General features: G+C 65.3%; 18 protein-coding genes, 2 tRNA genes and 1 pseudogene. 13 read left to right on the forward strand and 8 right to left on the reverse strand.

Features of this window, described 5'->3' with window-relative positions:
• Window positions 1-103: 103 nt before the first annotated feature.
• The 9 genes and pseudogenes from PQR02_RS19525 to poxB all read left to right on the forward strand — a co-directional run bounded on the left by PQR02_RS19525 (window position 104) and on the right by poxB (window position 11588).
• A complete protein-coding gene (locus tag PQR02_RS19525) occupies window positions 104-1078 on the forward strand; it encodes a MurR/RpiR family transcriptional regulator (RefSeq protein ID WP_408234362.1) in 975 nt (324 codons plus the stop codon).
• A complete protein-coding gene (locus tag PQR02_RS19530; protein ID WP_408234365.1) occupies window positions 1075-2070 on the forward strand; it encodes an isoaspartyl peptidase/L-asparaginase family protein in 996 nt (331 codons plus the stop codon). The genes PQR02_RS19525 and PQR02_RS19530 overlap by 4 nt, the downstream gene beginning before the upstream one ends.
• 117 nt (window positions 2071-2187) lie before the next feature.
• A pseudogene (locus tag PQR02_RS19535) lies at window positions 2188-4070 on the forward strand (dipeptide ABC transporter ATP-binding protein).
• Window positions 4071-4231: 161 nt separating this feature from the next.
• A complete protein-coding gene (gene gsiB / locus PQR02_RS19540; RefSeq protein ID WP_408234368.1) occupies window positions 4232-5794 on the forward strand; it encodes a glutathione ABC transporter substrate-binding protein GsiB in 1563 nt (520 codons plus the stop codon).
• 132 nt (window positions 5795-5926) lie between these two features.
• Window positions 5927-6847, forward strand: a complete 921-nt coding sequence (gene gsiC, locus PQR02_RS19545) for a glutathione ABC transporter permease GsiC (protein ID WP_408234371.1) — start codon at window positions 5927-5929, stop codon at window positions 6845-6847.
• A 7-nt stretch (window positions 6848-6854) separates the two neighbouring features.
• Window positions 6855-7760 carry a glutathione ABC transporter permease GsiD gene (gsiD, locus tag PQR02_RS19550; RefSeq protein WP_408234374.1) on the forward strand — a complete coding sequence of 302 codons (906 nt, stop codon included), beginning with the start codon at window positions 6855-6857 and terminating at the stop codon, window positions 7758-7760.
• Window positions 7757-8863 carry a DmpA family aminopeptidase gene (locus PQR02_RS19555; RefSeq protein WP_408234377.1) on the forward strand — a complete coding sequence of 369 codons (1107 nt, stop codon included), beginning with the start codon at window positions 7757-7759 and terminating at the stop codon, window positions 8861-8863. The genes gsiD and PQR02_RS19555 overlap by 4 nt, the downstream gene beginning before the upstream one ends.
• Window positions 8863-9696, forward strand: coding sequence for a M55 family metallopeptidase (locus tag PQR02_RS19560; protein WP_408234380.1), 834 nt, complete (start codon window positions 8863-8865; stop codon window positions 9694-9696). The genes PQR02_RS19555 and PQR02_RS19560 overlap by 1 nt, the downstream gene beginning before the upstream one ends.
• 167 nt (window positions 9697-9863) lie before the next feature.
• Window positions 9864-11588: a ubiquinone-dependent pyruvate dehydrogenase gene (gene poxB / locus PQR02_RS19565; protein WP_408234383.1), complete on the forward strand. Its 1725-nt coding sequence runs from the start codon at window positions 9864-9866 to the stop codon at window positions 11586-11588.
• A 108-nt stretch (window positions 11589-11696) separates the two neighbouring features.
• Here poxB and PQR02_RS19570 read toward each other — a convergent pair whose 3' ends face one another.
• The gene (locus tag PQR02_RS19570; protein ID WP_408234386.1) at window positions 11697-12620 is read right to left on the reverse strand and encodes an alpha/beta fold hydrolase; all 924 of its coding nucleotides are present in this window, start codon (window positions 12618-12620) and stop codon (window positions 11697-11699) included.
• Between the two features lie 211 nt (window positions 12621-12831).
• Between PQR02_RS19570 and PQR02_RS19575 the strand changes: the two genes are divergently transcribed.
• Entirely contained in the window at window positions 12832-14217 is a 1386-nt protein-coding gene (locus PQR02_RS19575; protein WP_408234390.1) for an amino acid permease, read from the forward strand.
• A gap of 190 nt (window positions 14218-14407) precedes the next feature.
• Here the strand turns inward: PQR02_RS19575 and PQR02_RS19580 are convergent.
• Both PQR02_RS19580 and hemN read right to left on the reverse strand, forming a co-directional pair.
• Window positions 14408-14492: transfer RNA gene (locus PQR02_RS19580), tRNA-Leu, on the reverse strand.
• Window positions 14493-14598: 106 nt separating this feature from the next.
• A complete protein-coding gene (gene hemN / locus PQR02_RS19585; RefSeq protein ID WP_408234393.1) occupies window positions 14599-15987 on the reverse strand; it encodes an oxygen-independent coproporphyrinogen III oxidase in 1389 nt (462 codons plus the stop codon).
• 263 nt (window positions 15988-16250) lie between these two features.
• On the opposite strand from hemN, the gene PQR02_RS19590 reads away from it, so the two are divergent.
• The 3 genes from PQR02_RS19590 to PQR02_RS19600 all read left to right on the forward strand — a co-directional run bounded on the left by PQR02_RS19590 (window position 16251) and on the right by PQR02_RS19600 (window position 18245).
• Entirely contained in the window at window positions 16251-16577 is a 327-nt protein-coding gene (locus PQR02_RS19590) for a YkgJ family cysteine cluster protein (RefSeq protein ID WP_408234426.1), read from the forward strand.
• 147 nt (window positions 16578-16724) lie between these two features.
• Window positions 16725-17318, forward strand: a complete 594-nt coding sequence (locus PQR02_RS19595) for a DUF1439 domain-containing protein (protein WP_408234396.1) — start codon at window positions 16725-16727, stop codon at window positions 17316-17318.
• 90 nt (window positions 17319-17408) lie between these two features.
• Entirely contained in the window at window positions 17409-18245 is an 837-nt protein-coding gene (locus PQR02_RS19600) for an undecaprenyl-diphosphate phosphatase (protein ID WP_408234399.1), read from the forward strand.
• Between the two features lie 87 nt (window positions 18246-18332).
• Here the strand turns inward: PQR02_RS19600 and trmB are convergent, their stop codons facing one another.
• The 5 genes from trmB to PQR02_RS19625 form a co-directional block, all read right to left on the reverse strand.
• The gene (gene trmB, locus PQR02_RS19605; RefSeq protein WP_408234402.1) at window positions 18333-19124 is read right to left on the reverse strand and encodes a tRNA (guanosine(46)-N7)-methyltransferase TrmB; all 792 of its coding nucleotides are present in this window, start codon (window positions 19122-19124) and stop codon (window positions 18333-18335) included.
• A gap of 335 nt (window positions 19125-19459) precedes the next feature.
• Window positions 19460-19533: transfer RNA gene (locus PQR02_RS19610), tRNA-Gly, on the reverse strand.
• A gap of 74 nt (window positions 19534-19607) precedes the next feature.
• On the reverse strand, window positions 19608-20171 hold the full coding sequence (locus PQR02_RS19615) for a YggT family protein (protein ID WP_149675451.1): 564 nt from the start codon (window positions 20169-20171) through the stop codon (window positions 19608-19610).
• 189 nt (window positions 20172-20360) lie between these two features.
• The gene (locus PQR02_RS19620; RefSeq protein WP_149675452.1) at window positions 20361-20681 is read right to left on the reverse strand and encodes an EthD family reductase; all 321 of its coding nucleotides are present in this window, start codon (window positions 20679-20681) and stop codon (window positions 20361-20363) included.
• A 77-nt stretch (window positions 20682-20758) separates the two neighbouring features.
• Window positions 20759-21694: a Rossmann-like and DUF2520 domain-containing protein gene (locus PQR02_RS19625; protein ID WP_408234407.1), complete on the reverse strand. Its 936-nt coding sequence runs from the start codon at window positions 21692-21694 to the stop codon at window positions 20759-20761.
• Window positions 21695-22141 lie beyond the last annotated feature (447 nt).

The raw sequence follows: 22141 nt of genomic DNA on the forward strand, positions 1-22141 counted from the left end.
CGGTGAATACCCTCGAAAATGAAAATGGATTTTTTTCTAAAAGATTTCCGTGTAAATATACTTTCATGCATTCCAACTTCAATCGACGCGCCAATCCGTTCGCATGATCCATCATCCGCCCGCAGCATCCAGTCCCGCCGAGCAGGCCATTGCCGCGCGCATCGCCGCGGCCATGCCGACGCTGACGCCGATTCACCGCCGCATGGGTGACTACGTGCTGGCCAATCTGTTTCGCGCGGCGACCATGCGGATCGATGAACTGGCGAGCGTGGTCGGCGCGTCGGTGGCGACGGCGAATCGCTTCGCCCGCGCACTCGGTTTCGACGGCTATCCGCAGTTTCGCGAGGCATTGGTGCGCGGCTTCGAGGCGACGCTCGCGCCGGTCGAGCGCTTGCGCAGCGCGCAGGAATCGCTCGCGGCCGGCGACGCTCTCATCGACGCGTCGCTCGAGCAGGCCGCCAACAATCTGCACGCGACGCGCACGGCCATCGACCGCGCCGCCGCCGACGCCGCTGTCGAAGCGATCATCGCCGCGCGCCGCGTGTTCGTGCTCGGCTATGGCGCCAGCGCGTTTCTCGCCGGCCTGATGGAACACGGCCTGATGCCCTATCACGACAACGTGCAGTCGCTCGCGTTGATCGGCGGCCCGTCGCATGCGGCGCGGCGCCTGTTCGCTTCGAACGAGCGCGATCTGGTGATCGGCATCGCGTTTCCGCGTTATGTCGAAGACACGATCGAACTCGCGCGCCGCGCAGCCAGCCGAGGCGCCCGGGTGCTGGCGCTGACCGATGGCCCGCGCTCGCCGCTCGCGCAATTCGCGAATCTCTCGCTCTTTATCCGCGCCGACCGGCGTCTCGCGGCGAACGCCGATTCGGCCGTGCTCGCCGTGATCGAAGCGCTGTGCGACGCGGTCGCGTATCGCGCCAAACGCTCGGTGAAGGCGGCCGCCGACGTCAGCGAATTCGTGCTGCCGTGGCTCGTCGACCCGCAAGCCGGCGCGGCCGATGCTGCGGGCGACGCGCCGCGCGCCACCCGCCGCACTTCCCGAACCACCCGCACGACCAAGACCAAACGATGAACTCCAACGCAGTCATTGCCATTCATGGCGGGGCAGGGACGATCCTGCGCGCGTCGATGTCGGCCAGCGCCGAGACCGAATACCACGCGGCCTTGCACGCGGCATTGAGCGGCGGCCAGCGCGTGCTCGCCGACGGCGGCAGCGCGCTCGACGCAGTCAGCGAAGCGGTGCGTCTGCTCGAGGACTGCCCGCTCTTCAACGCGGGACGCGGCGCGGTATACACGGCAGCCGGCACCCACGAACTCGACGCGGCCATCATGGACGGCAGCACGCTCGAGGCCGGCGCGATCTGCTGCGTGAAGCGCGTGCGCAACCCGATTCTGGCCGCGCGCCGCGTGCTCGAAGGCAGCGAGCACGTGCTGTTCACCGGCGAGGGCGCGGAGGCGTTCGCAGCCGCGCAAGGGCTCGAATTGGTCGAGCCTGCCTACTTCGATACCGAAGCGCGTCATCGTCAGTGGCTGCTTGCGCGCGATCAGCATCGCGCGATGCTCGATCACGACGGCGCCGCGCTCGCCGCCGCATCGTCATCGAATCACGGCGACGAACCCACACCGCACGAACCGATCGATCCGAACCGCAAGTTCGGCACCGTCGGCGCGGTCGCGCTGGATCGGCACGGTCACGTGGCGGCGGCAACGTCGACCGGCGGCGTCACCAACAAGCAGGTCGGCCGGGTCGGCGACACGCCGCTGATCGGCGCGGGTTGCTATGCCGACGACGCGACCTGCGCGGTATCGACCACCGGCTCCGGCGAGATGTTCATGCGCATGGTCGCCGCCTATGATGTCGCCGCGCAGATGGCGTACCGCAACGTCTCGCTGGAAGAAGCGGCTCACGACGTGGTGATGAACCGCTTGCCGAAGATCGACGGACGCGGCGGCCTGATCGCCGTCGATGCGCGCGGCAACGTCACGCTGCCATTCAATACCGAAGGCATGTATCGCGGGTTCGCGCGGCTCGGCGAAGCGCCGGTAACGGCGATCTATCGCTAGACCGCTTGCCCGCCCGCAGAACCTGAACCTTCGCCCGACTCCACGTTAGCCGCGTTCGAATTCAAAGGAACCACCGTGTCGACTTCTTCGCACACCGCCCGTCCGCTTATCGAAACCATGCCGCCGCAACGCGTGCTCGCGGTCGACGACCTTTCGGTCGCGTTCCGCCGCGGCGGCTCGACCTTCAACGCGGTGCGCAATCTGTCGCTGACGGTCGAGCGCGGCGAGACGCTGGCGATCGTCGGCGAATCGGGCTCGGGCAAATCGGTGACGTCGCTCGCGTTGATGCGGCTGATCGAGCACGGCGGCGGGCGCGTGGCCGGCGGCAGCATCGCATTCCGGCGCCGCGACGGCAGCGTGCTCGATCTCGCGAAGGCGTCGGGCGGCACGATGCGGGCGATTCGCGGCGCCGACATCGCGATGATCTTCCAGGAGCCGATGACATCGCTCAATCCGGTCTTCCCGGTCGGCGACCAGATCAGCGAAGCGATCGCGTTGCATCAGGGCAAGAGCCGCCAGGCCGCGCATGCCGAAACGCTGCGCCTCCTCGAACTCGTTCGGATTCCTGAAGCACGGCGCGTGGCGGCGCGCTTTCCGCATCAGTTGTCGGGCGGCATGCGCCAGCGCGTGATGATCGCGATGGCGTTGTCGTGCAAGCCCGCGCTGCTGATCGCCGACGAGCCGACCACCGCGCTCGACGTGACGATCCAGGCGCAGATCCTGCAACTGATCCGCGGCCTGCAGGACGAGATGAACATGGGCGTGATCTTCATCACGCACGATATGGGCGTGGTCGCCGAGGTGGCCGATCGCGTGCTGGTGATGTATCGCGGCGAGAAGGTCGAAGAGGGCGCATCGGAGGCGCTGTTCGCCGCGCCGTCGCATCCTTATACGAAAGCCTTGCTCGCGGCCGTACCGCGTCTGGGTGCGATGCAGGGCACCGATCAGCCCGCGCGCTTTCCGATTCTGACCGTCGAACAGGCCAGCCTGGGCGGCGGCGATCAAGCCGTGCGCCCCGCCGCCTCCGTGGCCGGGGAAATGCAACCGCTGGTGCAGCAAAAAGCACGCCGCCGATTCTGCGCGTGCGTGATCTGGTCACGCGCTTTCCGGTTCGAAGCGGCCTCTTCGGCCGGGTCACGGGCCGCGTGCATGCGGTCGAAAAAGTCAGCTTCGATTTGCGTCCCGGCGAAACGCTCGCGCTGGTCGGCGAATCGGGTTGCGGCAAGTCGACCACCGGGCGCTCGCTGTTGCGTCTGGTGGAGAGTCAAAGCGGCTCGATCGAATTCGACGGCAAGGAAATCAGTTCGCTGACCGGGCCCGCGTTGCAGGCGCTGCGGCGCGACATCCAGTTCATTTTTCAGGACCCGTTCGCGTCGCTGAATCCGCGTCTGACGGTCGGCTTCTCGATCATGGAGCCGCTGCTCGTGCACGGCGTCGCGCAAGGTGCGCAGGCTCAGGCGCGGGTCGCATGGCTGCTCGAAAAAGTCGGCTTGCCGGCCGAGGCCGCGCGCCGCTATCCGCACGAATTCTCCGGCGGGCAGCGTCAACGCATCGCGATTGCGCGGGCGCTCGCGTTGAACCCGAAAGTCGTGATCGCCGACGAATCCGTGTCCGCGCTCGACGTGTCGGTGCAGGCGCAGATCGTCAATCTGATGCTGGATCTGCAACGCGAACTCGGCGTCGCGTATCTGTTCATTTCGCACGACATGGCCGTGGTCGAGCGTGTCAGTCATCGCGTCGCCGTGATGTATCTCGGCCAGATCGTCGAGATCGGTCCGCGCCGCGCGGTGTTCGAAGCGCCGCAGCATCCGTACACGCGCAAGCTGATGGGCGCGGTGCCGGTGGCCGATCCGGCGCGCCGCCACGCGAAGCGCATGCTCGCCGCCGACGACATTCCGAGCCCGATCCGCGCGCTCGACGACGAACCCGTCGTCGCACCGCTCGTGGCGGTGGGAGCGGATCATTTCGTCGCGCAGCATCGGGTCGGCGGCGCGTACTGATGCGACGACGCGAAACGATCAACGAAGCAATAAACCAAAGCAAGCAACCGAAGCAAGCAACCGAAGCAAGTAAGCGAAGCAAAGACCGAAGCCCAACCCAAAGCAAAGCGATTTCTCTCGCAACCTCAACCTGTTTCATCTCGCAGCCTGGAGCCAACCTCATGAACCTGCTGGTCCCGTCTTCTCCGTTTCGTTTGCGCGCGCTGGTCAGCGGCGGCGCGGTGGTGTTCGCGATGCTCGCGGGCAATGCGGCGCACGCCGACACCACGGCCGTGATGGCCGTCGCGTCGACCTTCACGACGCTCGATCCGTATGATGCGAACGACACGCTGTCGCAAGCCGTCGCGAAGTCGTTCTATCAAGGCCTGTTCGGTTTCGACAAGGACATGAAGCTGATCAACGTGCTGGCCGACAGCTACGAAGCGAGCCCGGATGCCACGGTCTACACGTTCAAGTTGCGTCACGGCGTGAAGTTCCAGGATGGCACCGACTTCAACGCCGCAGCAGTGAAAGCGAACTTCGATCGCGTGACGGATCCGGCGAACAAGCTCAAGCGCTACAACATGTTCAGCCGCATCGAGAAGACCGAAGTGGTCGATCCGTACACGGTGCGGATCACGCTGAAAGCGCCGTTCTCCGCGTTCGTCAACGTGCTCGCGCATCCGTCGGCGGTGATGATCTCGCCGGACGCGCTGAAGAAGTACGGCAAGGACATCGCGTTTCATCCGGTCGGCACGGGTCCGTTCGAACTCGTGAAGTGGGAACCGGCGGGCGATCTGACGGTGAAGAAGTTCGCCGGCTACTGGAAGAAGGGCTACCCGAAGATCGACGCGATCGACTGGAAGCCGGTGGTGGACAACAACACGCGCGCCGCGCTGATGCGCACCGGCGAAGCGGACTTCGCGTTCCAGGTGCCGTTCGAACAGGCCGCGCAATTGCAGGCGAGCCCGAAGGTCGATCTGATCGCTTCGCCGTCGATCATTCAGCGCTACATCAGCCTGAACGTGAACCAGAAGCCGTTCGACAACCCGAAGGTGCGTGAAGCGCTGAACTACGCGGTCAACAAGGAAGCGCTGACCAAGGTCGTGTTCGCCGGCTACGCGACGCCGGCCGACGGCGTGGTGCCGCAAGGCGTCGACTACGCGACCAAGCTCGGGCCCTGGCCGTATGACCCGGTGAAGGCGCGCGCGCTGCTGAAGGAAGCGGGCTATCCGAACGGTTTCGAAACCACGCTGTGGTCCGCGTATAACTACTCGACCGCGCAGAAGGTGATCCAGTTCGTGCAGCAGCAACTCGCGCAAGTCGGCATCAAGGCGCAGGTCGAAGCGCTCGAAGCTGGGCAGCGCGTCGCGAAGGTGGAGAGCGCGCAGGACGCGGCCACCGCGCCGGTGCGGATGTACTACTCGGGCTGGTCGTCGTCGACGGGTGAGGCCGACTGGGCGATCACGCCGCTGCTCGCGTCCGTATCGTTCCCGCCGAAGATGGTCAATACGGCGTACTACAGGAACGACACCGTCGACAGCGATCTGAAGCAGGCGCTCGAAGTCACCGACCGCACGCAGAAGACCGCGCTCTACACCGATGCGCAAAAGCGCATCTGGGCCGACGCGCCGTGGATCTTCCTCGTCAAGGAGAAGGTCGTGTACGCGCGCAGCAAACGTCTGTCGGGCGCTTACGTCGCGCCGGACGGCTCGTTCAACTTCGACGAGATCGCGATCAGGTGACGAGGTAACGCGCTGAACGCGCGAGCCGGGCGCGCTGCTGTTGTCGTTGTTCCAGCAGCGCGCCGGACCGCACGGTCGCGATACCGCCGCACACGATTCCTCGTTGCCCGCATCATTGCCGGATTGGGTTCCATGCTGAACTTCCTCGTCAAACGTCTCTTTGGCCTGCTGCCGACGCTCTTCATCGTCGCCGTGCTGGTCTTCCTGTTCGTGCATCTGCTGCCGGGCGATCCGGCGCGGCTCGCCGCCGGTCCCGAAGCGGACGAGGCGACCGTCGCGCTGGTGCGCGCCGACCTCGGTCTCGACCGGCCGATGCCGCAGCAGTTCGTCCGCTTCTTCTGGCGCATCGCGCAAGGCGACTTCGGCATCTCGACGCGCAGCAAGCGGCCGGTGAGCCAGGAAATCGCCGAGCGCTTCATGCCGACGCTGTGGCTCACGGTCGCGAGCATGGTGTGGGCGGTCGTGATCGGCATGGCGCTCGGCATCGTCTCGGCGGTGTGGCGCAACCGCTGGCCCGACCGGCTCGGCATGACGCTCGCGGTGTCGGGCATTTCGTTTCCCGCGTTCGCGCTCGGCATGCTGCTGATGGAGATTTTCTCCGTGCAACTCGGCTGGCTGCCGATCGTCGGCGACGGCTCGTGGCAGAGCTACGTGCTGCCGTCGCTCACGCTCGGCGCGGCCGTCGCCGCAGTGATGGCGCGCTTCACGCGGGCCTCGTTCGTCGAAGTGATGCACGAGGATTTCGTGCGCACCGCACGCGCCAAGGGGGTGCCCGAGCGGCTCGTGATCGTCAAGCACTGCCTGCGCAACGCGCTGATCCCCGTCATCACGATGATGGGGCTGCAATTCGGCTTTCTGCTGGGCGGCTCGATCGTCGTCGAAGTGGTGTTCAACTGGCCAGGGCTCGGACGCCTGCTGGTGGACGCCGTGTCGATGCGCGACTATCCGGTGATTCAGGCCGAAGTGCTGTTGTTCTCGCTTGAATTCATCATCATCAACCTGGTCGTGGACGTGCTGTACGCCGTGATCAATCCGACCATCCGTTTCAAGTGAGGCCCGCATGAGCACGACCGCCACCGAGCCGAACGCGGCCACTGCCGCTCCTGCCGAACGCGCGATCCGCACCCCGTGGAGCGAGTTCTGGCGCAAATTCCGCAAGCAGCACGTGGCGCTCGCCGCCGGCATCTTCGTGCTGCTGCTGATCGTGATCGCGATCGCCGCGCCGCATATCGTGCCGTACGACCCGGAGAATTTCTTCGACTACGACGCGTTGAACGCGGGGCCGTCCGCCGCGCACTGGTTCGGCGTCGATTCGCTGGGCCGGGATATTTTCAGCCGCATTCTCGTGGGTTCGCGCATCTCGCTCGAAGCGGGCTTTCTGTCCGTGGCGATCGGCGCGGTGATCGGCACGTTCTTCGGACTGTTGGCCGGTTACTACGAAGGCTGGTGGGATCGCATCACGATGCGCGTGGCCGACGTGCTGTTCGCGTTCCCCGGCATTCTGCTGGCGATCGGCGTGGTGGCGATTCTCGGCAACGGCATGATCAACGTGATCTGCGCGGTGGCGATCTTCAGCATTCCCGCGTTTGCGCGGCTCGTGCGCGGCAATACGCTGATGCTCAAGCAGCTCACGTATATCGAAGCGGCGCGCAGCATCGGCGCGTCGGACTGGACCATCATCGTGCGGCACATTTTGCCGGGCACGATATCGTCGGTGGTGGTGTACTTCACGATGCGTATCGGCACGTCGATCATCACGGCGGCGAGCCTGTCGTTCCTCGGCCTCGGCGCGCAACCGCCGACCCCCGAGTGGGGCGCGATGCTCAACGAAGCGCGCGCCGACATGGTTACCGCGCCGCACATCGCGCTGTTTCCGAGTCTCGCGATTTTCCTGACCGTGCTGGCGTTCAATCTGCTCGGCGACGGTTTGCGCGACGCGCTCGATCCGAAGCTCGACCGGCCATGAGCGCAGCCGATCATTCAGCGCTGCCCGCGCCGCATATCGGCACGTTGCCGAGCGGGCCGCTCGGCACGATCGCCGATGTCGCGGGCGTGACCGTTGGACATTGCACGCTCGATCAAGGCGCGCTGCAAACCGGTGTGACCGTGATTCGTCCGCATCAGGGCGATCCGTACGTCGACAAGGTGCCCGCGGCGGCCTCGGTGATCAACGGCTTCGGCAAAAGCATCGGGCTGGTGCAGGTCGACGAACTCGGCACGCTCGAAACGCCGATCGCGTTGACCAATACGTTCGGCGTCGCGGCGCTCGCGCAGGCGCAGATTCGTGCGGCGATCCGCGCGAATCCGCAGATCGGACGCGAGTGGTCGACGGTCAATCCGCTGGTGTTCGAATGCAATGACGGCTACCTGAACGACATTCAGGCGCTGGCCGTCACCGGGCAGCATTTCGACGACGCATTCGACAACGCCAGCGCGCAGGTCGCGAGCGGCGCGGTCGGCGCGGGACGGGGGATGTCGTGCTTCGATCTGAAGGGCGGCATCGGTAACGGGTCGCGGGTGGTGGACGTGGCGGCCCATCGCTATACCGTCGGCGCGCTGGTGCTGGCGAACTTCGGCCGCCTGCCGATGCTGACGATCGACAGCGCGCCGCTCGGCCGCGTGCTGGCCGAACGCGCACGCGCGGCGCAAGCGGCTGCCGAGGCAGCGGCTGCGGATGCGTCGGTCTCGAAGCCCGAGCAAGGCTCGATCATCATGATCGTCGCCACCGATGCGCCGCTCGACGCGCGTCAACTCAAGCGTCTCTCGTTGCGCGCCGCAGCCGGTCTCGCACGAACCGGCTCGGTGTACGGCCACGGCAGCGGCGACCTCGCGCTGGCGTTTTCGACCGCCTATACCGTGCCGCACGCCGCCGACTTCATTGCGCTGCCGCCGCTCGTCGCCGACGCGCGTCTGGACTCGCTGTTTCGCGCGTGCGCGGACAGCGTCGAGCAGGCGATCGTCGATGCGTTGTGGAGCGCTGTTTCCGTGACGGGTCGCGACGGTCATCGGCGCTTGTCGCTGCACGACAGCGCGCCCGACCTCGCTCAACTACTGAAGCCCAAGTCCTGATGAAAGTCCTGATTTCCGCCGATATCGAAGGCGTGGCCGGCGTGTTTCATCCCGAGCAGACCCGCGCCGGCAATGGCGAATACGAAGCCGCGCGCCGCTGGATGACGCTCGAAGCGAACGCCGCGATCGAAGGCGCGTTCGACGGCGGCGCCACCGAGGTATGGGTCAACGATTCGCACGGCGGCTTTCGCAACCTGCTGCCCGACCTGCTCGATGCACGCGCCCAGGTCGTGCTCGGCAAGCCGCGCACGCTGGGCATGATGGCCGGGCTCGAATACGGCGCGGCGCTGGTCTTCATGATCGGCTATCACGCGATGTCGCAAACGCGCGGCGTCCTCGCGCACACGATCAACAGCTTTGCTTTCGCGCGGGTTGCTTTCAACGGCGTCGAGCTTGGTGAGGCGGGTGTGTATGGCGCACTGGCCGAAGAATATGGCGCACGCGTCGTGCTTTTATCCGGCGATGACATCTTTGCCGAAGAAACCGCGCCGCGTTTTCCGCACGCGCGTTTTGTCGTCACGAAGAGCGCGACCGGGCATGCGAGCGGCGTCACGCAATCGCCGGCGGCCGCGCGCGCGGCGATAAGAAGCGCCGCGCGGGAAGTGGTCCGGCAGCATGTCGAGGATGGTTATGCGCCGCACGCGACGCGTGTCGACGCGAAGCCGGTCGACTGCGAACTGCGCGTGCAGACCAGCGCGCTCGCCGATCTGTTCTGCCAATGGCCGACGCTCACGCGCGTCGACGCGGTGACGTTGCGCTTTCGCGCGGCGTCGGCGGAACATGCGGTGCGAATGCTGAACTGTCTGTCGGCGATGTCGTTCATGCTGCGATAGCGGTAGTGATCGCAGCAGGCGGCCGCTAGCCGTGTGGCTCGCCAGCGCGGTCATTTCATCACGCTTACGGCTCGCCGCGAACGAGCCTCCGCGCGACACGTTTTGCGCGCAAGCTGTACTCTCTGGCATTCCAGAGGCACCGTCTTTCTCACCGAGCGGGGTACAGCATGGGTAAGCAGACTATTGCGGATTATCTGGCCAAAACACTGGCGGCAGCGGACGTCGAACGGATCTGGGGCGTGACGGGCGACAGCCTGAACGGCTTGTCGGATAGCTTGCAACGGCTCGGCTCGATTCGCTGGATGCACACGCGTCACGAAGAAGTGGCGGCCTTCGCCGCCGGCGCCGATGCCGCCGCGACCGGCAAGCTCGCGGTCTGCGCGGGCAGTTGCGGTCCGGGCAATCTGCACCTGATCAACGGCCTGTATGACTGTCATCGCAATCATCAGCCCGTGCTCGCGATCGCCGCGCACATTCCATCCTCGGAAATCGGCCTCGGCTACTTTCAGGAAACCCATCCGCAAGAGTTGTTCAAGGAGTGCAGCCACTTTGTCGAACTGGTGACGAATCCCTCGCAGTTTCCCCGCGTTCTGGCGCGCGCGATGCGTACCGCGATCGAGGAACGGGGCGTCGCGGTGATCGTGCTGCCGGGCGATGTCGCGCTCGGCGACGCGCCCGAGGAGACGCCGGCGTGGGCCGGCACGCTGGAGCGCTCGACGGTGGTGCCGTCCGCGGCGGATCTCGACCGGCTCGCCGATCTGCTCAATCAGGCGGGCGGCGTGACGCTGCTGTGCGGCAGCGGCTGCGCGGGTGCGCACGACGAAGTAGTCGCCTTCGCCGACCAGCTCGGCGCGCCGACCGTGCATGCGCTGCGCGGCAAGCAATACGTCGAGTGGGACAATCCGTTCGACGTCGGCATGACCGGGCTGATCGGCTTCAGCTCCGGCTATCACGCGATGATGTCGTGCGACACCCTGGTGATGCTCGGCACCGACTTTCCGTATCGCAACTTTTATCCGTCGCATGGCAACGTGGTGCAGATCGACCGGCGCGGCTCCGCGCTCGGCAAGCGCGCGCCGTTGAAGCTGGGTCTCGTCGGCGACGTCAAGGCGACCTTGCAGGCGCTGTTGCCGAAGCTCAAACGCAAGACCGACCGGCGCTTCCTCGACAACGCGCGCAAGCATTACGCTGACACGCGCAAGGGTCTCGACGATCTCGCGCGGCCGTCCGATCCGGGGCGCGCGATTCATCCGCAGTACCTCACCAGCATCGTCGACCAGGTCGCCAACGAAGACGCGGTGTTCTGCGCCGACGTCGGCACGCCGACGCTATGGGCCGCACGCTATCTGACCATGAACGGCGGGCGCAGCCTGCACGGGTCGTTCAACCACGGTTCGATGGCGAATGCGATGCCGCAGGCGCTCGGCGCGCAAGCGGCCGAGCCGGGCCGCCAGGTGATTTCGCTGTCGGGCGACGGCGGGCTGTCGATGCTGCTCGGCGATCTGCTCACCGCGCGGCAGCTCGATCTGCCGATCAAGGTCGTGGTGTTCAACAACAGCACGCTCGGCTTTGTCGCCATGGAGATGAAGGCGGGCGGCTACCTTGAAGCCGGCACGGATCTCGCCGCGACCGACTTCGCAGCGATTGCGCGAGGCGCGGGAATCTACGGAGTCCGTATCGAGCAATCGGAGAATATCGAGCCGGCTTTGCGTGAGGCTTTCGCCCATCCGGGGCCCGCGGTGATCGACGTGGTGACCGCGAAGCACGAGCTCGCGTTGCCGCCGAAGATTCAGTGGGCGCAGGCGAAGGGCTTCAGCCTGTATATGCTGCGGGCGGTGCTCAATGGGCGAGGGGACGAGGTCGTCGAACTGGCGACCACGAATCTGCGCTGATCGCTGCGGTGGACTGATGCGCGGTTGAATGAGCGCTCAGGTGCGAGTGGACGCGTGCCGACAATCGCTAATGATCGTCGGCACGCACGCGCATCCCTATCCGCCACGCTACTGCTGCCGGCTCAACTCGCGGGCCGCGCGGTCGATCACATCGGCGAGCGCGCCCGCATGCGACACCGGCACGAGGTGGCTCGACGCCATCGGCACGACTTTCGCGCCCATCCGGTCAGCCATGAATTTCTGCACTTCCGGCGACACCGCGCGGTCCTTGGTCGTCAGCACGTACCACGACGGCTTTTCCCTCCAGGCGACCTGGCTCACCGTCTCGCTGAACGCCTTCGCGGAGATCGGCACTTGCGCGGCGGAGAGCACGCGCGTCACGTTCTCGGGCACGTCCGCGGCGAAGTCGGCGTGATAGCGGCCACGGTCGAGCCACAGGAAGCCGCTCGAGTCCGTAATCGTGGCTTCGCCCGCGGGCATCGGCGCCGTGCGCTTGAGCAGATCCATCGCCGACTCGCGCAGCGTCGGCGCGAGCGCGGCGACATACACCAGGCCCGCGACGTTCGGCGCGTTCGCGCCCACCTCGGTGATCACGACGCCGCCCCACGAGTGGCCGACCAGCATGGTGGGGCCATCCTGGCGCCCGAGCACGCGGCGGGTCGCGGCGACATCGTCGGCGAGCGACGTGAGCGGGATCTGCACCGAGCTCACGTGATAGCCCTTCTGTTGCAATTTCGCGACCACGCCGTTCCAGCTCGACCCGTCGACAAACGCGCCGTGAACCAGCACGACGTTGCGCACCGGGCCGCTCATCGGCGCGGCGGCGGCTTTGGGAGCTACGGCCATTGACGGGGCGGGTGTGGCGGCCGGCGCCGTGGCGGCAGGCGCGGGCGCCGGCGCCTGGGGCGCGCTGGCTGGTGCGGCGGGCTCGTCGGCTTGCGCAGGCGTGGGCGTCGCCGTTTGCGCGACGGCGGCCACCCCCGCGAAGCAGAGAGACACAGCAGCAGCGCAAAGCAGACGTTTGAGCAACATATTGAATCTCCGCAGGCTGAAACCGGACTAGGGGACCATACCGAAGCGCCACGCGAGTGACAATCACAATCCTCACCGTTAAGTGCGGCGCAGAACCAACGCGGGTTGATCCCAGTATTTAGGGCATTTCCGCCGAGGTAAACTCATTGGTTTTGCCGGGCCGGGCCACAAGTCCGACTGGGTGTTCGATATCCATACACTGGAGCGCAATTTGAATAGTGCACAGCAGCAAGACGGCCTGAAGCGCGGGCTGAAGAATCGCCACATCCAGTTGATCGCGCTGGGCGGCGCCATCGGCACGGGCCTCTTTCTCGGCTCCGCGAGCGTGTTGCAGGCAGCCGGGCCGTCGATGATTCTCGGCTACGGGATCGGCGGCATCATCGCTTTCATGATCATGCGGCAGTTGGGCGAGATGGTCGCGCAGGAACCGGTCGCCGGTTCGTTCAGCCACTTCGCCTACAAATACTGGGGTGATTTCCCCGGCTTCCTGTCCGGCTGGAACTACTGGGTGCTGTACGTGCTCGTGAGCATGGCCGAGCTGACCGCGGTCGGCACCTATGTGCATTACTGGTGGCCGGGTGTGCCGACGTGGGTGTCGGCGCTGGTGTGCTTTGCCGGCATCAATGCGATCAATCTGGCCAACGTCAAGGCCTACGGCGAAACCGAGTTCTGGTTCGCGATCATCAAGGTCGTGGCGGTGATCGGCATGATCCTGTTCGGCGGCTATCTGCTGATCAGCGGGCACGGCGGCCCGCAGGCCTCGATCACCAACCTGTGGAGCCATGGCGGCTTTTTCCCGCACGGCTTCCACGGCCTCTTCATGATGCTCGCGGTGATCATGTTTTCGTTCGGCGGGCTGGAGCTGATCGGCATTACCGCCGCTGAGGCCGCCGATCCGCAGAAGAGCATTCCGAAGGCCGTGAATCAGGTGATCTACCGGATTCTGATTTTCTACATCTGCTCGCTGGCGGTGCTGCTGTCGCTGTATCCGTGGAACGAAGTCGCCGCGGGGGGCAGCCCGTTCGTGATGATCTTCTCGCAGATCGGTTCGACCCTGACCGCGAACGTCCTCAACGTGGTGGTGCTGACGGCGGCGCTGTCGGTGTACAACAGCGGCGTGTATGCGAACAGCCGCATGCTCTACGGTCTCGCGGAGCAGGGCAACGCGCCGCGCGCGCTGATGAAGGTCGACCGGCGCGGCGTGCCGTACATGGCAATCGGTTTGTCGGCGCTCGCGACGTTCACCTGCGTGATCATCAACTACCTGATCCCGGCCGAAGCGCTCGGCCTGCTGATGGCGCTGGTGGTCGCGGCACTGGTGCTGAACTGGGCGCTGATCAGCCTGACGCATCTGAAGTCGCGCAAGGCGATGGTGGCGGCGGGCCGGACGCTCGTGTTCAAGTCGTTCTGGTTTCCGCTCAGCAACTGGATCTGCCTCGCGTTCATGGCGCTGATCCTCGTGATTCTGGCGATGACGCCGGGGCTGTCGATGTCGGTGTTGCTCGTGCCGCTGTGGCTGGCGGTGATGTGGGGCGGCTATGTGTTCAAGCGCCGGCGCGCGCAAACGCAGGGCGGCGCGCAAGTGGCGGGGCGCTAAGGATGCGGTTAGGCGGCGTGGGCGGCGGGATTTGCGCTCACGCTGTCTGGCTTGGCCAGGCGCGAGGCGGCCTGGTTCGATGCGCTCTTGCGGGCGGCCTGATCCGGCCGCCCAGAAACGACAAACCCCGCAGGCAGCAAGCGCTGGCGGGGTTTGAGGAAAAGCAGAACAACCGGTCAATCGAATTCTTTGGTGCCCAGGGCCGGAATCGAACCGGCACGCCTTGCGGCGGGGGATTTTGAGTCCCCTGCGTCTACCAATTTCACCACCTGGGCAGATCTTGCAGCGTACGCGTCAGAACATGGCGCGCCGCGAAGACGCAGATTATGGCCGAAAATTCGACGACGGGCAAGCCACTTGCTTGCGCCCGCCGCGAAGCGCCTAGACCGTGCGGGAAAACCGGTCGAGGGTCTGCTGACCGAGATAGCGGTCGAACACCATCGCGATGTTGCGCACCAGCATGCGTCCGGCCATCTGCACTTCGAGCTTGCCCGCGCTGATCGACACCAGACCGTCCCGCTCGGAGCCGCGCAAGCGCTCCAGCTCCGGCGCGAAGGTTTCGGCGAAGCGCAGGCCGTAAGCGGCTTCGAATTCATCGAAGCGCAATTCCAGGTTGCACATCACCTGCGTGATCACGTCGCGGCGCAGGCGATCGTCGGCGGTGAGGCGCACACCGCGCGTGATCGCCAGCTCGCCCGCGTCTATCGCCGCCGCATAGCCGGGTAGGTGTTTCGCGTTCTGCGCGTACACGTCGCCGACCTTGCCGATCGACGATGCCCCGAAGCCGATCAGATCGCATTCCGCGCGCGTGCTATAGCCCTGGAAGTTGCGCTGCAAAGTGCGTTGCGCTTGCGCGCGCGCGAGTTCGTCGGTAGGCAGTGCGAAGTGATCCATGCCGATGTACACATAGCCCGCCCCCGTCAGACGTTCGACCACCCGTTGCAGCAGCGCGAGCCGCTGCTGCGCCGAGGGCAGCATGGCGGGGTCCATCTGACGCTGCATCTTGAAGATCTGCGGCATGTGCGCGTAGGCGAACACCGACAGACGGTCGGGCGCGAGTTCGATCATCGTGTCGAGCGTGCGGCTGAAGCTGTCGACGGTTTGATGCGGCAGGCCGTAGATCAGATCGACGCCGATCGAATGAAAGCCGGTGTCGCGCGCGGCCTGCATCACCGAGGTGGTCATCCCGAGCGGCTGAATGCGGTTGATCGCCTGCTGCACGAGCGGATCGAAGTCCTGCACGCCGAGACTCATCCGGTTGAAGCCGAGTTTGCGCAGATGCGCGACGGTGTCGGGCGACGCTTCGCGCGGGTCGACTTCGATCGAATATTCGGCTTCGGCATCGGGCAGCAACTTGAAGTGCTGACGCGTCGCGGCCATCAGCTCAGCCATTTCATCGTGCGATAGAAACGTCGGCGTGCCGCCGCCCCAATGCAGTTGCGACACCGGACGCTGCTGGTCGAAGCACGCGGCCTGCAGCGCTATTTCGCGCTTCAGGCGATCGAGGTAGGGACGCGCGTGCGCGCGGTTTTTCGTCGCGACCTTGTTGCAACCGCAGTAGAAGCACACGGTGTCGCAAAACGGAATGTGGAAGTACAGCGAGAGATCGGTGCCGGACGCGCCCGGGTCGGCGGCGGCGCGCAGATAGTCGGCGGGGTCGAAGTTGTCGTGGAACTGTAGCGCGGTCGGATAGGACGTATACCGTGGGCCGTTCGCGCTGTATCTGGCGAGCAGGTCGGGACGGAATAGCGTGTTGGCGACGGTAGGCATGAGCGGCTCGGGTCGGTTGGCCACAGTGGCGCAGGCGGGTGCGGACGGAGTGCGGAGCAAACCGGACAGCGCGGACGCCTCGCGCGCGTGGCCTTTTGGAGCCTTCGAGTTTAAGGGCGCGACCCACGGCCGGATTGCGTAAAAAGGTCGCACGGAATGCGGTGGCACAATGCGGGTCTGATAATGCATTGCCCGTTTTCGGGATCAGGAAGAGTGCCGTGAGCGATGTACAGAAAAGCGTGCGAGAGAGTGCGCGGACAAACCTGCCAAACCTGGCAAAGGGCGTCGTGAAGCGTGAGTCGCCGTTTCGCGTGGCCGATCATGCGTGCCGCCCCGATTGCGGCGCGTGCTGTATCGCGCCGTCGATTTCGAGCCCCATTCCGGGCATGCCGGATGGCAAGCCGGCGGGCGTGCGCTGCGTGCAACTCGGCGACGACCTGCGCTGCGCGATCTTCGGCCGGCCGGAGCGGCCGGCGTGCTGTTCTGGCCTGCAGCCGCAAAGCGAAATGTGCGGGACGAATCGCGCCGAAGCGCTCGCATGGCTGACGCAGCTCGAAGTGCAAACCCAGCCGCAAGCGGCCGCGCGGTAGTCCCGCAGTGGTGCCGCGGTAGTCCTACAGCGCTTCAGGCACGTTAAGTTAATGACCTTCGCCACGCGCGCCAGTCCAACCCCCATCGGCCCAACCTCGAGCCCGCCCACCCGCATGCTCGACAAGCCTTTCCCAAGGAGATCTCGCATGACTCGACCCGCAGCGCCGGCCCGGCGCCGCTTTCTGCACGCCGCGCTGACCGGTTGTAGCGCGCTTGGCATCACGGTATCGCTCGCGGCCTGCGCGACGCCGATTTTTCCGTTCATTCCGTCGCACTACACGTTCTCGCAGCAGCAGGTGCAGGACGCAGTGCAGCGCAAATTCCCGTATCAGCGCACGGTCTCGCAAGTGTTCGATGTCGCGCTGACCCACCCCGTGGTCGCTTTACTGCCGGACGCGAACCGCGTGTCGGTGAAGCTCGACGCGCGCTTCGCGAGCCCGTTCATGCCGCAGCCGGTCGACGGCGTGTTCACGCTGTCGAGCGAACTGGCCTACGACGCTGCCAGCCGTTCGGTCGTGCTCAAGTCGCCGAATGTCGACAACGTCAGCGTGAGCGGCCAGGCGCAGGTCTACACGCAGCAGATCAATGCGGCCGCGGCATTGCTCGCGACGCAATTGCTGACCAACTATCCGATCTACACGTTCAAGCCAGAACAACTGCAATTTGCCGGAGTGAACTATGAACCCGGTACAATTACCATCCTTACAAACGGCATACGCGTTCAAATCGTCGAAAAATGACGGCGGGCGCGGCCGGCCGGGCCGCGCCCGCATGTGACTGTACGTGCCGGTCCTGTTCGTTCCGACAATCTACCGCGATGGGGAGCACGGATGGACTGGCTACTGGCTTGCAAGGCGCTGATTCTGGGCGTCGTCGAAGGTTTGACGGAGTTTTTGCCGGTGTCGAGCACCGGGCATCTGATCGTCGTCGGCAGTCTGCTGAATTTCACCGACGAGCACGCGAAGACCTTCGATGTCGTGATCCAGCTTGGCGCGATTCTCGCCGTGTGCTGGGAGTTCCGCCGCCGCATCGGCAGCGTGGTGGCCGGCCTGCCGAGCCGGCCGGAGGCGCGCCGCTTCACGCTGAACGTGATCATCGCGACGATTCCGGCGATCGTGCTCGGGCTGCTATTCGAAAAATCCATCAAGGCAGCGCTGTTTTCGCCGGTGCCGGTGGCCTTTGCGCTGGTGGTCGGCGGCCTCGTGATTCTGTGGGCGGAGGCCCGTCAGCGGGCGCGCGGTGACGCGGTGGTGCGCGTGCGCGAGGTGGACGACCTGAGCGCGCTGGATGCGCTGAAAGTGGGCCTCGCGCAGTGTTTCGCGCTGATTCCGGGCATGTCGCGCTCGGGCTCGACGATCATCGGCGGGATGCTGTTCGGGCTGGAGCGGCGCGTCGCCACGGAGTTTTCGTTTTTTCTCGCGATTCCGATCATCTTCGGCGCGACCGCTTATGAACTGCACAAGGACTGGCACCAGCTGTCCACCGACGCGCTCGGCAACTTCGCGCTCGGTTTCGCCGCGGCGTTCGTCAGCGCTTTTGTCTGCGTGCGGTGGCTGTTGCGTTACATCGCTTCGCACGACTTCACCGCGTTTGCGTGGTATCGGATTGGCTTCGGGCTGTTGATCCTGCTGGTCGGCTATAGCGGGGCGTTGAGCTGGACCGATTGACGGCTTTCGTTGCGCACGCGCCATGAAAAAAGGTCCGCGTTTGCGGACCTTTTTGCTATCGGCCAGCGGGCGGCCGGTGCGCGGTTTCTAAGCCGCGCCGCGTTTGCGGAACACCAGATCCCACACGCCGTGTCCCAGCCGCAGCCCGCGGCGCTCGAACTTCGTCACCGGACGATATTCCGGGCGCTTGGCGTAGTTGTCGGCGGTGTTCGCCAGCGTGGGCTCGGCGCCGAGCACGTCGAGCATCTGCTCGGCGTAGTTCTGCCAGTCGGTCGCGCAATGCAGATAGGCGCCGGGCTTGAGCCGCGAAACCAGCAGCGCGACGAACTTCGGCTGGATCAGCCGGCGCTTGTGGTGACGCGCCTTGTGCCACGGGTCGGGAAAGAAGATGTGCACGCCGTCGAGGCTGTCCGGCGCGATCATCTGTTCGAGCACTTCGACCGCATCGTGCTGAATGATGCGGATATTCGACAGCGACTGCTCGCCCATCAGCTTGAGCAACGCGCCCACGCCGGGTTCGTGCACTTCGACCCCGAGGAAATCGTCGCCCGGACGGTGCGACGCGATTTCCGCGGTGGTCGCGCCCATCCCGAAACCGATTTCCAGTACGCGCGGCGCCGCGCGGCCGAACACGGTGTCCCAGTCGGGCTGCTGCGGCGCGAAGGGCACTACGAAACGCGGGCCGAGTTCGTCCATTGCGCGGCGCTGGCCGGTCGACACTCGGCCAGCGCGCGTGACAAAGCTGCGGATGCGGCGGCGATGCAGCGCTTCCCGGGATGCTTCCTGGGGCGCGGCGTCGCTGGCGGGTTGGCCTTCGGCTTGGTTGGAGGGCGTCGGGAGTTCGTCCGGCAGGCCGGTGTCGTTTGGATCGTGGATCATCGTCGATGCTGCTGCTAGGGTGAGGGCTTCGCGGCTTGCGTGATACGGCAACGCGACCACCTGGCTGCGCTGGCGCGGCGGGAGCCGCGCATCGTGCGCGCGGCAGGCAGACGCAACTCGTCACGCCGAGCCGTCGCCGCTACAAAAAAGCCGCCTTCATGGAGGCGGCTCGTGCTGGATTTCCGCTGAAGGCTCAGCCGGAAAGGTGGAGCGGGCGTTGCAAGTGCGCGTAAGGTAGCACAACCGAAAAGGGTGCGTCCAGACGAGGGGCGCTTGATGGAGCCGCTGGGGTCGTGTAGATGGACGTGCCGACGACAGGCTGGCTGGAAAGTATCTGGAGCGGGCGATGGGAATCGAACCCACGGCTCTAGCTTGGGAAGCTAGGGTATTACCATTATACGACGCCCGCAGAGCGCACAATTCTACTCGGGAAAGGGTGGTCAGCGCAAATCACACACCCTTTCCCGCAAACGCATCACTTCGTCAGATCACGAAGTAAGTCAGCTGAACGGCTGCGCGCGTGACCACCATCAACAGCACCTGCACGATCACGAAGAGCAGAATCGGCGACAGGTCGATCCCGCCGAGTTGCGGCAACACGCGGCGCAGCGGATTCAGAAACGGCGCGGTGAGTTGATACAGAATCGGCATGGCAGGCGAGCGCGGATTGAGCCACGACAGCAGCGCCATCAGGATCGTCATCCAGATGATCAGATTCAGCGCCCACTTGATGAGTGTCAGCACGGCGACGATCAGCAGCGTCGGCAGCAGCGTGAGCGGATCGGCACCGGTGAGGACCACCATCAGCACCACATAGACGATCGCCGCGAGCAGCGCTGCGACAAGGCTCGCCCAGTCGATGCTGCGTGTGCTAGGCAAGATGTGGCGCAGCGGCAGCACGATCCAGTTGGTGGCTTGCAGCACGGCATTCGTCACCGGATTGTAGGGCGGCATGCGCACGACCTGCAGCCAGGCGCGCAGCAGCAACGCCGCGCCGAACAGCGTGAAGACGGTATTGAGCAGAAAACGGGCGATATCGCCAAACATCTCGTGTCCTTATGCTTCGGATGGCGGCCGCCGATCGGCCGCGGGGGCCGGCGTGGACCGATCGGTGCGCGCCGGCGATTCATTGGGATTACATGCGTGTTTCGCGCGGTGATTCGGTGACGCGACTTCGATCCGGATGCGCTGGCTGCCTGAATGAGACGCCGCCGTTTCGCCTCCGTCTGCTCGTCATCACACGGAAATCTTGATCTCGCTGATCAGAATCGTGCCGTTGCCGCCGTCGGTGTAGTTGGGGATGTCGGCCATGAGCCGCTCGGAAGCCGGCTTGAAGACCTTGTAGAAATCATCCGCGCTATCGAACAGGAAGTGCCCCGCGGCGACGTACGGCGGCGGCGTTCCCGGCGGCCCGGCATTGATGCCGACATCGACCGACCAGCCCTTCAGCGACGCCCCGAACAGCTTCGCCGCCAGCGGCATGTGCGTGACGCAGTAATACTCTACGTCGAAGTGCCCGTTTTCCCGGTACGGATAGAGGATGCTGACCTTGATCATTGTGCGTTCTCGTCTGTTGGTCCCGATGCGCGGCGTTCGCGGATTGCGTGCGGCGCCGGACGCCACATTATCACGGCTTACTTGACCCTTGCACCTGCTGCGGCCTGATTCAGCGACCGATTGAGCGAATCCTCGACCGTCGCGGCGATCGCTTCGAGCGCGGCGGGCGGTGTTGGGCGGCGTTCGGCCAGTCCGACGGCGCGCCGCGACAACAGACCGTAGAGCGCCGCGTGGTCGCCGCCGAGCCCTTCGAGCAGCGCCAACTGCTTGGCCACGACCCCCGTATCGCCACGCGACACCGGGCCCGCGAGCGCGTTAGGCAAGCCCTTGTCGCGGGCGGTTTCGATCGTGCCCGCGAGCATCGGCAGCACCGCGCGCAGCGCGTCGTCTTCGGCGAAACCGAGCGTGCGCCATAGCGCGACGCATTCGGCGAGGCTGCACAGCGCGAAGCTGGCCGCATAGTGCGCGGCGGCATGATAGAGCATGCGGCCGCCCGCCGGAATCGACAGAGGATGGCAGCGCAACGCCACGGCCAGCGCGGTCAGCGAGTCCTTCAACGCACCGTCGGCCTCGATCGTCACCGAGCAGCCGGCGATCCGCTCGAGGTCGGCGAGCTCTCCGCTAAAGAGGTACAGTGGATGAAAACCGCCGATCGACACCCCCTGGTCGCGCGCCGGGGACAGCAGTTCGACCGGCGAAGCACCGCTGCAATGCACGAGCGCCTTGCCGTGCCGGCTGGCGGCGTCAAGGCCGAACCGCAGTGTGTGCGCTGACGTACCGATGCTGTCATCAGGAACTGCTAAAAACACAATGTCGGCGGCGTCGACGACCTGTTGCGGATCATCAGATGCCGCGCAATGCTCGATTTGACTGGCAAGGCGGCCGGTCGACGCCGCCGAACGGCTCGCCACCGCCGTGACCGGGTAGCCGGCGCGTGAAAAGCTCAGCGCGAGACAACGCGCGAGTCGGCCCGCACCGATAAAGCCAAGGCGCGGCAAAGGGAACTGGGACATGATTGCCTGCTCCGGACGGAACATTTGAACGGGAAAGCAGGAGTATCGCGCATTCGGTGTCGGCGGCGTGATCCGGCTCGATTTTCCCGAGAACAGTTTGCGCCCGATATGGCACATGCAGCCGGACATGCGCCGGCGCGCTGCCCGCAAGTTCGAAAACTGCTCACAATCGTTCAAGACTCGTTTGGCAGTGGCTGTTTCTGGGTACTTCGTTACGCAGTCAGATTCCGGAGGTTCACGATGAGTATTTTTTCTTACCGAAAACATTTGCGGTTCCTGACACACGCACAGCGCCGTCGCTGGTGGGACCAGAAAAAGCGCCTGACTCCGCGCGTTCGCATTAGCGGCGCGTACGTTCCGCCCAGCGTGTCCCGCGAATTTGCGTACGTGAAAGTGGGCTGAATCCGCTGCGTTGACTGGTGAGAAATGCCCGGCGATTCGCCGGGC

The organism is Paraburkholderia sediminicola, from assembly GCF_046026895.1.
Taxonomy (GTDB): Bacteria; Pseudomonadota; Gammaproteobacteria; order Burkholderiales; family Burkholderiaceae; genus Paraburkholderia; species Paraburkholderia sediminicola_C.

What these genes read in the sequence shown, in the direction of transcription:
- PQR02_RS19525 (WP_408234362.1), top strand. Translation starts at nt 104, where the DNA reads ATGATCCATCATCCGCCCGCAGCATCCAGTCCCGCCGAGCAGGCCATT.
- PQR02_RS19530 (WP_408234365.1), top strand. Translation starts at nt 1,075, where the DNA reads ATGAACTCCAACGCAGTCATTGCCATTCATGGCGGGGCAGGGACGATC.
- gsiB (WP_408234368.1), top strand. Translation starts at nt 4,232, where the DNA reads ATGAACCTGCTGGTCCCGTCTTCTCCGTTTCGTTTGCGCGCGCTGGTC.
- gsiC (WP_408234371.1), top strand. Translation starts at nt 5,927, where the DNA reads ATGCTGAACTTCCTCGTCAAACGTCTCTTTGGCCTGCTGCCGACGCTC.
- gsiD (WP_408234374.1), top strand. Translation starts at nt 6,855, where the DNA reads ATGAGCACGACCGCCACCGAGCCGAACGCGGCCACTGCCGCTCCTGCC.
- PQR02_RS19555 (WP_408234377.1), top strand. Translation starts at nt 7,757, where the DNA reads ATGAGCGCAGCCGATCATTCAGCGCTGCCCGCGCCGCATATCGGCACG.
- PQR02_RS19560 (WP_408234380.1), top strand. Translation starts at nt 8,863, where the DNA reads ATGAAAGTCCTGATTTCCGCCGATATCGAAGGCGTGGCCGGCGTGTTT.
- poxB (WP_408234383.1), top strand. Translation starts at nt 9,864, where the DNA reads ATGGGTAAGCAGACTATTGCGGATTATCTGGCCAAAACACTGGCGGCA.
- PQR02_RS19570 (WP_408234386.1), bottom strand. Translation starts at nt 12,620, where the DNA reads ATGTTGCTCAAACGTCTGCTTTGCGCTGCTGCTGTGTCTCTCTGCTTC.
- hemN (WP_408234393.1), bottom strand. Translation starts at nt 15,987, where the DNA reads ATGCCTACCGTCGCCAACACGCTATTCCGTCCCGACCTGCTCGCCAGA.
- PQR02_RS19595 (WP_408234396.1), top strand. Translation starts at nt 16,725, where the DNA reads ATGACTCGACCCGCAGCGCCGGCCCGGCGCCGCTTTCTGCACGCCGCG.
- PQR02_RS19600 (WP_408234399.1), top strand. Translation starts at nt 17,409, where the DNA reads ATGGACTGGCTACTGGCTTGCAAGGCGCTGATTCTGGGCGTCGTCGAA.
- trmB (WP_408234402.1), bottom strand. Translation starts at nt 19,124, where the DNA reads ATGATCCACGATCCAAACGACACCGGCCTGCCGGACGAACTCCCGACG.
- PQR02_RS19615 (WP_149675451.1), bottom strand. Translation starts at nt 20,171, where the DNA reads ATGTTTGGCGATATCGCCCGTTTTCTGCTCAATACCGTCTTCACGCTG.
- PQR02_RS19620 (WP_149675452.1), bottom strand. Translation starts at nt 20,681, where the DNA reads ATGATCAAGGTCAGCATCCTCTATCCGTACCGGGAAAACGGGCACTTC.
- PQR02_RS19625 (WP_408234407.1), bottom strand. Translation starts at nt 21,694, where the DNA reads ATGTCCCAGTTCCCTTTGCCGCGCCTTGGCTTTATCGGTGCGGGCCGA.